12 protein-coding genes are annotated in these 14,430 nt (G+C 54.2%); 4 read left to right on the forward strand and 8 right to left on the reverse strand.

Annotated features, from left to right (window positions below; all coding sequences use genetic code 11):
• Nucleotides 1-58 precede the first annotated feature (58 nt).
• The 7 genes from FCS97_RS02910 to FCS97_RS02940 all read right to left on the reverse strand — a co-directional run bounded on the left by FCS97_RS02910 (nucleotide 59) and on the right by FCS97_RS02940 (nucleotide 9,162).
• Nucleotides 59-526, reverse strand: a complete 468-nt coding sequence (locus FCS97_RS02910) for a PaaI family thioesterase (RefSeq protein ID WP_138516409.1) — start codon at nucleotides 524-526, stop codon at nucleotides 59-61.
• Nucleotides 526-942, reverse strand: a complete 417-nt coding sequence (locus FCS97_RS02915; RefSeq protein ID WP_138516411.1) for a DUF4442 domain-containing protein — start codon at nucleotides 940-942, stop codon at nucleotides 526-528. Before FCS97_RS02915 ends, FCS97_RS02910 begins: the two co-directional genes overlap by 1 nt.
• Nucleotides 939-1,376: a MarR family winged helix-turn-helix transcriptional regulator gene (locus FCS97_RS02920; protein ID WP_138516413.1), complete on the reverse strand. Its 438-nt coding sequence runs from the start codon at nucleotides 1,374-1,376 to the stop codon at nucleotides 939-941. The genes FCS97_RS02915 and FCS97_RS02920 overlap by 4 nt, the downstream gene beginning before the upstream one ends.
• Before the next feature lie 85 nt (nucleotides 1,377-1,461).
• Nucleotides 1,462-2,622: a cyclopropane fatty acyl phospholipid synthase gene (gene cfa, locus FCS97_RS02925; RefSeq protein WP_138516415.1), complete on the reverse strand. Its 1,161-nt coding sequence runs from the start codon at nucleotides 2,620-2,622 to the stop codon at nucleotides 1,462-1,464.
• Nucleotides 2,623-2,691: 69 nt separating this feature from the next.
• Nucleotides 2,692-4,551 (reverse strand): hypothetical protein, encoded by a 1,860-nt coding sequence (locus FCS97_RS02930; protein ID WP_138516417.1) that lies wholly within the window; start codon nucleotides 4,549-4,551, stop codon nucleotides 2,692-2,694.
• Nucleotides 4,552-4,705: 154 nt separating this feature from the next.
• Nucleotides 4,706-7,444, reverse strand: coding sequence for a formate dehydrogenase subunit alpha (gene fdhF, locus FCS97_RS02935; RefSeq protein WP_138516419.1), 2,739 nt, complete (start codon nucleotides 7,442-7,444; stop codon nucleotides 4,706-4,708).
• Complete coding sequence (locus FCS97_RS02940) at nucleotides 7,441-9,162, reverse strand: NADH-ubiquinone oxidoreductase-F iron-sulfur binding region domain-containing protein (RefSeq protein WP_138516421.1); 1,722 nt, start codon at nucleotides 9,160-9,162, stop codon at nucleotides 7,441-7,443. The genes fdhF and FCS97_RS02940 overlap by 4 nt, the downstream gene beginning before the upstream one ends.
• A 191-nt stretch (nucleotides 9,163-9,353) precedes the next feature.
• Between FCS97_RS02940 and FCS97_RS02945 the strand changes: the two genes are divergently transcribed.
• The 4 genes from FCS97_RS02945 to FCS97_RS02960 are packed head-to-tail and all read left to right on the forward strand — an operon-like array spanning nucleotide 9,354 to nucleotide 12,301.
• Nucleotides 9,354-10,313, forward strand: coding sequence for a patatin-like phospholipase family protein (locus FCS97_RS02945; protein WP_138516423.1), 960 nt, complete (start codon nucleotides 9,354-9,356; stop codon nucleotides 10,311-10,313).
• Between the two features lie 22 nt (nucleotides 10,314-10,335).
• Nucleotides 10,336-11,031 carry a response regulator transcription factor gene (locus FCS97_RS02950; RefSeq protein WP_138516425.1) on the forward strand — a complete coding sequence of 232 codons (696 nt, stop codon included), beginning with the start codon at nucleotides 10,336-10,338 and terminating at the stop codon, nucleotides 11,029-11,031.
• A 23-nt stretch (nucleotides 11,032-11,054) separates the two neighbouring features.
• Nucleotides 11,055-11,744 (forward strand): DUF4197 domain-containing protein, encoded by a 690-nt coding sequence (locus FCS97_RS02955; RefSeq protein WP_246065782.1) that lies wholly within the window; start codon nucleotides 11,055-11,057, stop codon nucleotides 11,742-11,744.
• A 5-nt stretch (nucleotides 11,745-11,749) separates the two neighbouring features.
• Nucleotides 11,750-12,301 carry a copper chaperone PCu(A)C gene (locus FCS97_RS02960; RefSeq protein ID WP_138517775.1) on the forward strand — a complete coding sequence of 184 codons (552 nt, stop codon included), beginning with the start codon at nucleotides 11,750-11,752 and terminating at the stop codon, nucleotides 12,299-12,301.
• Between the two features lie 15 nt (nucleotides 12,302-12,316).
• Here the strand turns inward: FCS97_RS02960 and FCS97_RS02965 are convergent, their stop codons facing one another.
• Nucleotides 12,317-14,377, reverse strand: a complete 2,061-nt coding sequence (locus tag FCS97_RS02965) for a TonB-dependent receptor (protein ID WP_171035144.1) — start codon at nucleotides 14,375-14,377, stop codon at nucleotides 12,317-12,319.
• Between the last annotated feature and the right edge of the window lie 53 nt (nucleotides 14,378-14,430).

Consider the following 14,430-nt stretch of genomic DNA (forward strand, 5'->3'; position numbering starts at 1 on the left):
CCATTACAGGACCTCAAAAGCTTGTAACACCAGCACACAACCCACAGACACAATTCGTTTACTTTTTCTTTAGATTCCAGGTTACCCGCATGCGGGCCACCAGTTGCCCACTGGCATCGCTTACTTCCACTTCAACCGGAAAGTTGATTTTTCCTGCAGTGCGAAGAGTTTGCTTCAAAGGTGCAATGGCTTGCGCAACTTGGGCTTGGGCTTGTACAGGGCCGACTGCTGGCTGAAGTACTTCAAATTCAACCTGTGCGGCCACAGGCCGAACACCCAAAATAACCGAAGCAAAGCCGCCTGCCATGGCAGCGCCAGAACAGGTTTCGGCCAGTGTAAACAGTGCGCCGTCAGCAAGTGTTCCGGTGGTGCCCAGCAATTCGGGTTGTTGTGGCATTTCACAACGGGCAGTGCCGTTGCCCATGCTGCTTAAACGCACACCACAGGCTTTGGCAAAAGGCACTTTGCCGTCCATTTGCATTTTCACCAAGGGTCGCATAATCAGCGTGAGTAGTGCGTCCAGCATTATCGTTCTCCTTGGGCCAAGGTGAACTGAATGCGAAGTTCAGCCAAAGGCTCGTTGGCCTCGTTGTTCAATGTGCTCAATGTGTGAGCCACGCCTTTATCCCAATCGATTTCAGGTGCTTGGGTGTTGACCCAAACAGCTCCTTTGGCGGGTCGCTTATAGGCAATTTGGCTGGTGTAGCCAGTGATTCGCAATTCCTTGTTCTCTTGTTCAAGTGCAAGCTCCAGGCTTGCCTGTGCATCGGCTTGTGCGGCAGTAAACAAGGCACCAGCATGCAGGGTTCCAATGTGGTTTTTCAAAAAGGAATCAAAACCCAATTGCAAGTGTTCTTGCCCGTTTTTGTTCACGGTGCTCAGCTTGGCGAATTGCAGGAAAGGGTTGCTGGCCAGTGTTTGGGCCAAGCGCATGGCATTCATTCAGTGTCTCCTTTGGGGTGCGAGAAGCGGGTATGTACAGTGTTCAAAAATTTCAGCACAGTGGTGATTTCATCGGCGCTAAAACCTTCAACAAGTTGTTTGTTCAGTTTGGCCAACAGGGGTTTGGCCGCATTCATTTTCTCCCGGCCTTTGTTGGTCATTTGCAGGTGCGCTACACGGGCATCTTCTGCGGAGACAACACGTTCAATCAGTTTTGCGGTTTTCATGCGTTGTACCAAACCGGTCATCGCAGAACTGTTTAAACCAAGCACTTCGCCAAGCTCTTGCATGGAAGCCTGTGGAAATTTATCAAGTGCAAACAGCAAACTGACTTGTGCGGCCGGCACGCCAATCGCCTGTTCTACACCACTGTCGGCATATCGATAGAGCACTGCGCGAGCGCGGTTCAGCATGAAGAAAAGTCGGCGGTCCATGGGGATTCCAATTATTACGCATACGTAATATATGGAAATAACAAGTCTAGGTCAATTGTTACGTGTGTGTATTAAACTGCGAGGATTAATGCCTTGGACGTGTGCTTCGATACACAGGCGAACGTTCGCGATGACTAAAGACCAATTGCCACAACATGCCTTTGCGGGCACGAAAATAGGCAGCGCAGGTTAGCAGATAGTACGTCCACATGCGGCGAAAACGTTCATCATAATTTGCTTTCAGCTTGGGCCAGGCCTTTTCAAAATTGGCGTGCCAAGCCATCAGTGTTTTGTCGTAATCGGTGCCAAAGTTGTGCCAGTCCTCAAGCACCAGTTTGCTGTCGATGTGTTCTGTAATCTCGCTGGGCGAGGGAATTTTTCCGTTTGGAAAAATATACTTGTCAATCCATGGGTCGGTGGCGTCTGTTTTGTTAAAACCACCAATGGTGTGAAGTAAAAAAAGTCCGTCAGGTGTTAGCAGGCGGCTTACCGAATCAAAATAGGCTGGGTAGTTTTTTACACCAACATGTTCAAACATGCCAACGGAAACAATCTTGTCGAATTGACCTTGCAGGTCACGGTAATCAATCAACTCGATCTCAACAGGCAATCCTGAACAACGCGCACGAGCATACTGTTGTTGCTGGGCAGACACGGTAATACCCAACACCTGCACACCAAAGTGCGTCGCTGCGTACCAAGCCAGGCCACCCCAGCCGCATCCAATATCCAGCAATTTTTCACCTGCTTGTAACTGAAGTTTCTCGCAGATCATGTGGAGTTTGTGCTGCTGTGCTTCTTCCAGATTCCGGGCGTATTCCCAATAGCCGCAGGAGTAAATCATGAGTGGATCGAGCATGGCTTCGAACAAATCATTGCCGGTGTCGTAGTGGTGTTCACCCACTTGAAATGCACGGGTGGGTGCTTGCAAATTGATGACCTTCTCGCGCAAAGCCAGCATGAGCCACTGCATTTTGGTCCACGCTTTGGTGTGTTCGTCGGCGTTGTTGCGCATTAAGCGAAACATCATCTGATCAAGCTGCGGCACAGTCCACCAACCGTTCATGTAGGCTTCGCCCAAGCCCAGTGAACCATGGCTTAACACCGCATTGAAAAGTCGTACATCATGAATCTGAATGTCGTGCGCAGCAGTGCCGTTGATCTCTATGCCTGCGCGGTACAACATGTCAGCGATGGGTTTGGGTGCGCGGTTGGCGTCCACCAGTTCATAAGCGCTTGTTTTCATAGACCTTGTGAGTTGCTATGACGACAATTTGATTATTGCAGACTTATCTGACGCTTGCCAGCCTCGGGATCAGCGAGAAAATTTAAAGTGGTCCGCACCGGGTGGCAGGCTTTTGGCAATATTGCCTTCCCAACCTTCCACGCGTGCTGCAAGGTGAGCAAGGCCCTGAACCATCAAGGTGGGTGCGGACAACAGGAACATGAGAATACCGATGTTGGTCATGGTGAAATCAACCGGCAATTTGCCGTTTGTGCTTACGGTGGCCGGACTGCCCGTTGCATCTGCAGCCGCTGGGATGAAGGTTCCGAAAATGATGGCCAGCACGGCACCACCAAAGAAGCGACCTAAACTGTTGCACATGGAGCGTGAGGCCGGGCTGGTGCCAAAGGTATTGTGAATTAGCAGTGCAGCGTTGTTGAATATCCTCGAAAGATTGGCGTTGGAAGCCAATATGATGTTCATGTTGATCAGACGCATACCCTCTGCAATTTTAATCAAAGCGCGCGTAACAGGTCGATATTGGTGAATGTTCTTGGCCATGTATTCACCTTTGAAGCAGTTTTTTGAAGCCCTCTGTGCTTTGCCGATATCGGCCATCTTTTGTTTCCGGTAATTTTCGCTGGCCCACTTTCTCAAGGTCGGTGCTATTGTCGTGTTGGCAAGTCGATCGATCAGGGTGGCGGGGGCAGCCAAGGTTTTCAGAATGAGGTCATGTAAGCGCACAGCCGTTTTTTCTTCAGTATACCGTCTGGCATCTTGAAGCTCGTCCGCTCGTAGGTTCTCTACCTCCATGTGATCTACAACACTGATCAGGGCCACATAATGGCGCTCTTTGTTTGTAACCGCCTTTGCGTACTTGTAACGGGACCACAAGGTGGCGCCCTCCTTGGGTGGTTTTTCCACTTGCAGGTATTCGCCCAGGGCATTTTTCATAGCCTTCAGATTCGTGACATCGTCGCTGTCAAGATTGATGGCATTGAGCACGTTATTCAGAATAACGGGTACTCCATTGGGGTCTAGACTGTCTTTTCCGCGAATTTTCGGGATGAGGTGATATTTGCCTTGCATGGCTTTTGCCATGATGTGGATTAATTCCGGATTCCCCTTGATTGATTTGAGTTGAGACAGCAATTTCTGAAGGTTCTTACTGAGCCCCCCGACGATGTACTTTTGCTGCTCTTCGCCGACTTTTTCTTTCTGGACCAACGTTTGACTGACCACACCAGAAGCAAATCCCAGGAGACCAAGGGTGGAGGAAACCGCCGGAAATGCAACCAACAAGCCAACGACACTTTGCCCTAGCAAAGAGGCAAAGTCAGCGGTTGCTCCTCGAATAACATTCAGTAATTCGGTGGTGCCGACCCCGATGAAACCGAGGAAACCAAACATCATGATTTTGTTTTGCGTGCCTTTTTCGTCTGGCTTACCGGCAAGCGTGTTACGCATCACGTTGTAGGTCATGCCGGTGGGTGCTGCGAACATTTCTGTCACTCCGTGCAAGAGATGAGACAAATTGGAGAAACGTTTGGCCCAGACATTTCGCCCGCTGTTTTTTTTATCATCAATGTAGAAATTTTCGCCATACCGAATACGATCCTCACGCATCAGCCTGTTTTGAACCCCGTTGGAGTTCCAGACTTTGTCCTCATGGCCTGTGCTGGTTAAGTCGAGTCCACTTTGTTCTGCTTGATGGTCTTTCCTCAGCAGTGCTGCTTCCACGTATTGTTTGGATTCAAAGTGTGCCTTGCCAACTACATTCAGCGCGCGTGAGGAGGAGATGAAGTCGCAGAATCTCTTCCAATGCGTACGCCTTTTGTAGAGGTCGCCGTGTACCTGTTTGTAACCGGACTTGCGCGCCATGTTGTCCTTCATCTTTCGATCAAGAACTGGGGTAATCAGGTTCGGTGTTGCGGAAATTTCTAGGGCCACCACGAGTCTCCGGTCCGCACAATTCGGGTGCGTTATTCGTGTTGTTGAACAGTCAACATGTCACAAATGGTGAATTTGTCCAAAACTGGGCAATAAGGTATCACCCGTTATGTGTCACTTTATTCAATAAAGTTTGACAAAACTCGGGTTTTCCCTATTTTTTGTGCACCGCAATAGCGCAGTACTTGAATTCGGGAATTTTGCCGTCAGGGTCGAGTGCGGCGTTGGTGAGTTTGTTAATTGCGGCCTCGGCATAACAAAAGGGCACGAACACATGCCCAACAGGAGTGGCGCTGTCTGCCCGTGCAAACAATTGCACCTCACCTCGGCGGGACTCAAGCCGTATGGTGCTGCCCGCTTGAATGTCTAAAGCTTTTAAATCGTCGGGGTGAAGCAAAGCTGTGGCTTCGGGTTCAATGGCGTCCAATACGCTGGCGCGGCGGGTCATGCTGCCAGTGTGCCAGTGCTCCAGCTGCCGCCCGGTGATCAATACAAAGGGAAATTCGGTGTCGGGCGTTTCAGCGGCCTCCCGATACTGTGCGGGCACCAAGCGGGCCTTTCCGTTTGGCGTCGGGAAGTGTTCTGTGAACACCACGGGCTCGCCAGGGTCGCCCTCATGGGCACAGGGATACACCACGGCATGCTCGCGTTGAAGGCGCTGCCAGGTAATTCCTTCAATGCTGTGCATGGCGTGGCGCATTTCATCGAACACTTCTTCCACGCTGTTGTAGTGCCAGTCCAGCCCCAGCCCCTGTGCAATGCCTTGAATGATCCACAGGTCTTGCCTGGCCAGCCCGGGTGGGTCGATGGCCTGTTGTCCAAGCTGAACCAGGCGATCAGTGTTGGTGAAGGTGCCGGTTTTTTCCGGAAAGGCGCTGGCAGGCAAAACCACATCAGCCAGACTGGCTGTTTCAGTCAGGAAGATGTCTTGCACCACCAGAAAATCGAGCGAGGCGAGTGCTTTGCGGGCATGGTTCAAATCGGGGTCGGACATGGCCGGGTTCTCGCCAAGTATGTACATGCCTTTCACTGTGCCAGCGAGGATGGCCTGCATGGTTTCGACGACGGTTAGCCCGGGTGTGTTGGAAAGCGGTGTGTTCCACAGGGCTTCAAACCGTTGTTGTGCCTCGGCGTTGCACACCCGTTGGTAGTCGGGGTACATCATGGGGATCAGCCCCGCATCGGATGCACCTTGCACATTGTTTTGCCCGCGCAGGGGGTGCAGGCCAGTACCAGGCCGGCCAATTTGCCCGGTGATGAGTGCCAGTGAAATAAGGCAGCGCGCATTGTCGGTGCCATGGGTGTGCTGTGAAATGCCCATGCCCCATAGAATGATGGAGGCTTTTGATTGGGCATAAAGGCGAGCCACTACGCGCAATTCTTCGGGCGATATGCCGCAAATTGGGGCCATGGCCTCGGGTGTAGAAGTGGCCACATTGGCTTTCAGTTCCTCAAAGCCCTCGGTACGTTGCCCAATGAATTCCCGGTCAATCAGGTTTTCGTCAATGATGACGTGCAGCAGTGCGTTGAGCAGTGCCACATCGCTGTCAGCCTTGAATTGCAGGAAATGGGTGGCATGGCGGGCCAGGTCGGAGCGGCGAGGGTCGGCCACAATCAATTTGGCCCCGTTCTTGACCGCGTTTTTTATCCAGGTGGCACCCACGGGGTGGTTCACCGTGGGGTTGGCGCCAATTACAAAAATGACTTCGGCTTGGTTGACATCCATCACCGGGTTGGACACGGCACCCGAGCCTATGCCTTCCAGCAAGGCAGCCACCGATGAAGCATGGCACAGGCGTGTGCAATGGTCGACATTGTGGGTGCCAAAGCCCGTGCGCACGAGTTTCTGAAACAAATACGCCTCTTCATTGCTGCATTTGGCAGAACCAAAACCAGCCAGTGCATGACCGCCTTGTGTGGCTTTGATGTGTTTGAACTGGCTGGTGACGAGGGCCAGTGCCTCGTCCCAGGTGGCTTGGCGAAACGCACTGTGCACTTGTTCCGGATCCAGCAGATTGACCGGATTTTTGGCCACACCTTCGCGGCGAATCAGTGGCTGGGTAAGTCGTTGTTCATGGTGAACATAATCGAAACCATAGCGGCCTTTCACGCACAGACGGCCTTCATTGGCGGGCCCATTGCGCCCTTCGACTCGCAGAATGGTGTTGTTTTTTACGTGGTAAGTGAGTTGACAACCCACACCGCAATAGGGGCACACCGAGTCAACGGTTTTGTCGGCGAGCTGATGTGCGGCGGCTTTGGCCGGGCTTAACGCACCGGTGGGGCAGGCTTGCACGCATTCACCGCAGGCCACACAAGTGGATTGGGCAAGTGCATCGCCTTGATCAAACACAATCGCGGCGTGTTCACCGCGAAAGGCCAAGCCGATCACATCGTTGACCTGTACATCCCGACAGGCGCGCACGCAACGTGTGCATTGAATGCAATGGTCCATGTTCACCGCAATGGCTGGGTGCGACAGGTCGGCGGGCACGGCTGGCCGGGCCTCAAACCGGCTGCCTTTGATGCCCATTTGTTGGCACCAGCGGCTTAATTCATTGTCAGCTTTCAGCTGGCTCGACGGGTTTTGCGCTGGCATGTCGGCCAGTAACAATTCAAGCACCATTTTTTGCGCAGCAGTGGCCTTGTTTGAACCGGTGTGCACCACCATGCCCGCTGCAGCTTGCTTGCAACATGATGCAGCCAGGGTGCGTTCGCCCTCCACTTCAACCACACAGGCGCGGCAGTTGCCGGCTTCTTCAAGGCCCGCTTTGTAACAAAGATGAGGCACATCGATGCCTTCGCGCTGGGCCACTTGCAGCAGTGTTTCACCGGGCAGCGCTTCAACGGTTTGGCCATTCAGTTGCAAGCGGATCATTTGTGAGGCGTTCATGACGTGCTTCCTCTTGCCTTGGCCTCAAGTTCATGCGGGAAGTAGCGAATGACGCAATCAACGGGGTTGGGGGCGGCTTGGCCCAGGCCGCAAATGGAGGCATTGCGCATCACAGTGGACAGCTCTTTGAGCAAAGGCACATCCCATTGGGGCTGATTGATCAAGGCCAGTGCTTTGGCGGTGCCTGCCCGGCAGGGTGTGCATTGCCCGCAGCTTTCATGCACAAAAAAACGCATCAGATTGCGGGCCATGTGCACGGCACTGTCTGCTTGGGAGAACACCACAATGGCCGCTGAACCGATGAAGCAGCCGTGGGGCTGCAAGGTGTCGAAGTCAAGCGGTACGTCGGCCAGTGTTGCTGGCAAGATGCCACCCGATGCCCCGCCCGGCAAATAGCCATACAGGATATGCCCAGCCTGCATGCCGCCGCAGTACTCTGCAATCAGTTCATTCAGGGTGATGCCCGCAGGTGCCACGTGAACACCGGGTTTGTTGACCCGGCCCGACACTGAAAAAGAGCGCAAACCACTGCGCCCGTGGCGGCCTTGTTCGGAAAACCAGCTTGCGCCTTGCTCAAGAATGGCAGGCACCCAGTACAGGGTTTCAAAGTTGTGAACCAGGGTGGGTGTGTTGAACAAACCCACTTGCGCCACATAAGGCGGGCGTAGCCTTGGCAAGCCCCGTTTGCCTTCGATTGATTCAAGCATGGCGGATTCTTCGCCGCAAATGTAGGCCCCTGCCCCACGACGAAGTTCGATGGTGGGCATGTCGGGCATGGGCGGGTTGGCTTTGAGAAGGGCCAGTTCGGCCTGCAACATGGCCCGGCAAGCGTGGTACTCGTCGCGCAGGTAAATGTAGATGGCGCAGGCCTCAACGGCCCACCCCGCAATCAGCATGCCTTCCAGAAACTGGTGTGGGTTGCGCTCAAGGTAGCTGCGGTCTTTGAAGGTGCCGGGTTCGCCCTCGTCGATGTTCACGGCCATTAAACGGGGGGAAGTTTGCTCACGCACAATGGCCCACTTTTTCCCGGCCGGAAAACCAGCGCCACCCAAACCGCGCAGGCCTGAATTTGAGAGGGTTTCAATGACTGAGGCTACACTGCGCGAACCACTGACACACGCGTGTAAAAGTTGATAACCCCCTGTGGCTTCGTATTGGGCCCGCCCCGTGTGGGGCGGTGGCAAGGCCTTGGTGTGCTGGCCAAACGCCGCTTCCATGATTGCATGGTGATTGGCCCAGCCCATTTCATGCTGGCCCACAGCCGCAGCCGGGGCTTGCTCGCAACGCCCAATGCAGGGCACGGCTTGAACCCGCACGGTACTTCCCAGCAACGCCGGTAACTTCTCGATCAGCGCTTCTGCACCGGCCATGCAGCAGGAAGGGCCATTGCACACGCGCACGGTCAGGGCATGGTTCAAGGTGTTTGGCGCATTCACAACATCAAAGTGGTGGTAAAAGGTGGCCACTTCGAACACTTCGGTTTGTGACAGGTTCAGGCATTCAGCCAAGGCGGCCAGGTGTGCTTTGGGCAGGCAGCCCAGGTGGTCTTGAAGTTGATGCAGGTATTCAATCAGCAGGTCGAGGCGCAGTTTCTCATGGCCCAGAATGGCAAGCACTTCTGACACGCGATCTGGGTCGGCCTGCCGGCCTTTGGGCTTTTTGCGGTGTTGTTGCGCAAAGTCAACAGCAGTTGCAATCGGTATGATTGCCTGGTTCATCTTGTCTCCACCTTCTGTTGTTCGCCTTATTAGGCCGTGATTGAACTTACACGGCCCTTTCTAGGACCAAGGGGTTGTGGTGAAGTTCATCGTAAACCTGCAAGTCCATTTGCCGTTAGTGGATTCTGTCAACCCAAGTTTGCTGCGCTGCGGTAGCATCCTGTTCTTGAATCTGTTTTTGAAAAATGTGTATGAAAAACAAGCCTTTTGGCATTTTAATGGCGTCCTTGTTGGCCTTGGTGCTGTCGGCCTGTGCCACGGTTGCACCGCCCGAGGTACCTTTGCCCGAGCCCGTTCCGGCTGCCCAGGCACAAGACCCGGCTGCACCAAAAACCCGCGAGCCTGTGATTGCATTGGTTCTGGGCGGTGGTGGCGTAAAAGGTTTCGCCCATGTGGGCGTGATCAAGGTATTGGAAAGCCACGGTATCAAGCCCAGCATTGTGGTGGGCACCAGCGCGGGCAGCTTTGTGGGCGCCTTGTATGCCAGTGGCATGAATGCCTATACCTTGCAAAGCGTTGCTTTGGGCATGCAAGAGGCCGATATACGAGACCTTACTTTGAGCAGTCAGGGGTTTTTGATTGGCGACAAATTACAGCAGTATGTGAACACGCAGGTGAAGAACAAGGCCATTCATCAATTTCCTATTCGATTTGCCGCCGTGGCCACGGATCTTGAAAGCGGCGAGAAAGTGGCGTTTAACTATGGAAACGCTGGGCAAGCCGTGCGTGCCTCCTGCAGCATCCCAAATGTTTTTTTGCCCACCCGCATTGGCAAGCGCCAGTTTGTGGATGGCGGTTTGGTAAGCCCGGTGCCAGTGCTCACGGCCCGTGAAATGGGCGCCGATGTGGTGATTGCTGTGGATATTTCAGCCAAACCACGCACCGGGGCTGCTGCCTTGGGCTGGTGGGGATTGCTGGACCAAAGCATCAATATTTTGAGCCAGCAAGCCATTCGTGCGGAGTTGGCCCGAGCCGATGTGGTGATACAGCCCAGCGTGCAACATGCGGACGCATTGAACCTGGATCAGCGCCATGAGTTTTTGCTGGAAGGCGAAAAAGTGGCCCAACAACTGGTGCCGAAAATACAGGCCGCAATACAAGGCAGCCGTGAACGGCTGATGGCCCAGGCAAACCCACAGGCACGGCTGTAAATTTTCGCAGTACAATGCCTTGATGACACAAGAAAAAACAGGGCATGCAGACATGGGTTCGCAGACGGACAAACCCACAATTTTGATCGCTGAAGACCACCCGATGATCTCAATCATGTTGGCTGACATGATTGATCAGCTGGTTACCCACAGTGAGATTATTGTGGTGGAAAGCATGGAAAAGGCGCGGGCCGTACAGGCGATACCGAACCTCGTAATTGCGGACCTGGATCTTCCTGATTCCAAAGGTGTGAACACCATCAACACTTTTGCTGTGTTGTTTCCCCAATGCCCAAAACTGATTTGCTCTGGCGTGCTGGACAAGAACTTGGCGCGCGAAGCAGAGCGCGCTGGCTACTTTTATGTGAACAAGGCCAGCACTTACCCCGAACTGCTTCGTGCCCTTCAAAACCTGTTGATACAGGCGGGGGTGCTTGATGATGTGCCCAGAGGCACCGAGAAGGCAGCCAACGAATACCATTCCAACATTTATGCCCCGGGGTCGGACAAGCCCCTGACCTGGAAACAGGTGGAAATCATGCGCAAAACGGCAGAAGGTTTGTCGGCCAAGGAAGTGGCACGCGAGATGGACATCAGCCCGGACACCGTGCGTGGCCATATCAAGGAAATTTTCTTGCGACTGGGTGCCAAAAACAAAGGCCAGGCAGTTGATATTTTCATTCGGGCCGAACGCAAAGCGCGTTTGCTCGATTCTTGAACCCCCCTGGCTGGGAGGCCAACATGACTTATTTGATGCGTTCCTTGCTGACCTTGCTGGCCCTGGTTTTCACGGGTGTTGTGGCTGCTGCTGATTTAAGCGGCATCACCAGCAAAGAGGCAGTCACTGCCCTGCGTACCACCTTAAGCAAAGGGGCCGATGCGGCTGTGGGCAGCCTGGGCAAGACCGATGGTTTTTTGGGCAACCCGGCTGTGCGAATCAAGTTGCCGGAGTACCTGGAGAACAGCAAGGGACTGCTGAAAATGATGGGCATGGGTTCGCAGCTTGACCAGATGGAAGTCAGCATGAACCGCGCTGCGGAAGCTGCTGTGCCACAAGCCAAGGCGGTTTTGAAGAAGACGATTCAAAACATGACTGTTGAGGACGCCAAACAGGTACTGAGTGGCGGCGATACAGCCGTGACTGATTTTTTCAGAAGCAAAACCCAGGCCGATTTGTACACCCAGTTGCTACCGATTGTGAAAGGCAAAACTGCACAGGTGGGTTTGGCGCAGCAGTACAACGCACTGGCTGAGAATGGCAGCCGCCTTGGTTTGGTAAAGCCGGAAGATGCGAATTTGGAAGGTTATGTCACCAACAAAGCGCTTGATGCGTTGTTTTTGATGGTGGCCGAGGAAGAAAAAGCGATTCGGGCCAATCCAGTGGCTGCGGGTAGCGCGGTGCTTAAAAAAGTTTTCGGGAGTTTGAAGTGAAGAAAATGATTCAACTGACCGCAGTGTCTGCGGTGTTTGTATTGGCAGCCTGTTCGGAACACCATGACCATGGTGCGGAATCTGGCCATTCTCACGATGCCCCCGTGGCAGCGGAGCAAGCGACAACTCCCGCACAAGTACAAGACGGTATTTCGGTTGAAAACGCGTGGGTGCGCCCAACGGTGGGCGAGCAAGACGCCACCGGTGCCTACCTGACCATTACCAGCCAAGAGCCCATGGCTTTGGTGGGGGTGGCCACACCTGCGGCTGAAATTGCTGAGGTGCATGAAATGAAAATGGATGGCGACATCATGCGCATGCGCATGGCTGAGCGCATTGAAATGACAGCAGGCGAACCGCTGGAACTAAAACCGGGTGGCTACCATGTCATGTTGATGGCCCTGACTGCACCTGTGGAAGCCGGGCAGGAAATTGAATTGAGCCTGCAATTTGAGAAAGCCGATGGCAGCAAAATTGAAATGCCCGTGAAAGCTGTGGCAGGCCAGAACGCAGCGGGTGATCACCACAGCGGTGGCGGTGGTGATCACAAGCACTAAGGTCATCAAGCAGATTTAGAAAGCCAGTTTTACACCCACCAGCGCGGAACGCCCACCCAGCGGCGTGTAACCGCGCACGGTGTTCAGCGTGGTGGCTGAGAATGCCAGCTCATCTGTCAGGTTTTGCAAGTTGGCGAATACCTCGCCACCGGTCCGCCCCCAAGTGAATGCTTTGCCAATGCGCAAATTCAGCAATTCATAGCCGTCTACTTCCACATCACCTGCACCTGCTTTGCTGTCGCTGACCCAAATCAGCTCGGGCGCAATTGTCCAGCCAGCTTGTGTGTAGGCGGCAGTGGCCACCACACGTTGCGGGCTGATGCGAGGCAGGTTGCCACCTCCGTCCGTGCGTTTGCCACGGACAAGATCGTACTGAATGCTGGGCTGCAACTTGCCGGCCCCCATGGCGTAAGCAGTTTGATAAGCCAGTTCGATCCCTTGAAACTCGGCAGGCACCGCAGTGAAATCGAACACTTGAATGGGTGGCTCACCGGGTGCTTCAATGAACTCGGCATTGGCCCCTGTTCGGCCAATCAAGGCAATGTAATTGCTGTATCGGCTTGCAAAGGCAGTGGCATTGAATTTGGATTCCCCTTGAGCCCAGGTGCTGGTCAACTCCAGGTGGCGGCCGCTTTCTTCTTGCAAATTCGGGTTGCCTTTTTCGTAAGCGTCGGTCGCCACGTGCACGCCGTCGGCGTACAACTCGAAGCTGGAAGGTGCGCGCTCAACGCGAGACACGGAGCCGCCAAGCGACCAGCCATTGCCAATCGGCGCTGTGTAACCCAGGGAAACGGAACTGGGGCTGAAACTGCGATTAATCGCAGGGCCTGCATCCACACCCGCACCTGCAACAGGACCATTCAAGGGTGAAAGGCCACTGCTGGCCGCGTTCACGTCAACCTGGTCGCCCCGCAGGCCAAATTCAAACACGCCACTGTTTTCTTGCCCACGGCTGGCGCGGAAAATGGTGAAGATGCCTGTTTGATCAGTGCTGGTGCTGGGCACAAATGCCTCATCGCCGATTGCTGAAAAGTCGGTTCGCTCAAATTGCAGGCCTGTGCTGGTGCTGATATTCAGCCCGGCAATCGAGAACGGTTGCAAGGCCACTTCCACCCGACCATCCACACCATCGTTTACAAACAGGGTGGCTGGTGCGCCGTCCTCAAATTCCTGGTGCTGATAATCGGTTTTGGCCAGGCGGTATTTCACTTGCTTGAAGGCGGCATTGTTGAAGTTTTGCTCGCCTTCCAGTGCGTAGCGTTCGCTTTCCATACCAATGCGCACATCGAGCGATTTCGGCACGCCGTATTCATTGTTGTAACGCTCGGCAGACACGCCAATGTAGCCGTTGCCTGTTTGGAACGATGCACCAATGGAAGCACCATCAGATTTCGAGGACGAGTTTTGAACCCGGTTACCGGTCACCCCATCGGGGTCGGTGAAGGAGGGAGTTTCAAGATCGCGCGTGGTGCGCTTGAACCCATCCAGGTGAATGCTGACGCCCTGCCCCAAACCGGCATCCAGTTTGAAGCCACCTGCAGTTTGGTCGGCGGCACCCCCCCCCAGCAAATTCACCTCGCCTTGAAGGCCTTGAACCGGTTTGCGTGCAATGCGTTGATCCACAAGGTTGACCACACCGCCGACTGCATTGCCACCGTACGCCAACGCGGCAGGACCGCGAAGAATTTCAACCTGCTGCAGTGAAAACGGGTCTATTGGCAAGGCGTGGTCGAAGCTGAGCGCAGACACATCCACCGTGGCGGCAGAGTTGCGCAGAATCTTGATGCGGTCGGAATCCTGGCCGCGCACAATGGGGCGGCTTGAATTGGGGCCAAAACCGGTGGCGGATACCCCGGGTTCATAACGCAAGGCCTCGCCAAGGGTGCTGGCACCGCTGGCATTCAGTTCATCGGCCTTGATGATGGAAAACGGTTTTGTGATGGATTCGGGCTGCTCGGCTGTGCCGGTGACCACGACGGATTCAAGCAAGGCTTCTTGAGCCAAGGCCTGGGTTTGAGCAATAAAAAGCAAGCTGGCCAGCGCCACGGCGCGGCGCTGAAATTGGGATTTGTTCATGTTCATTTCCTGAAATACAGCAAGCCGCCACCCAGCCTGTGTTGATCACAACA

This window comes from Limnobacter alexandrii (assembly GCF_005871185.1).
GTDB lineage: Bacteria > Pseudomonadota > Gammaproteobacteria > Burkholderiales > Burkholderiaceae_B > Limnobacter > Limnobacter alexandrii.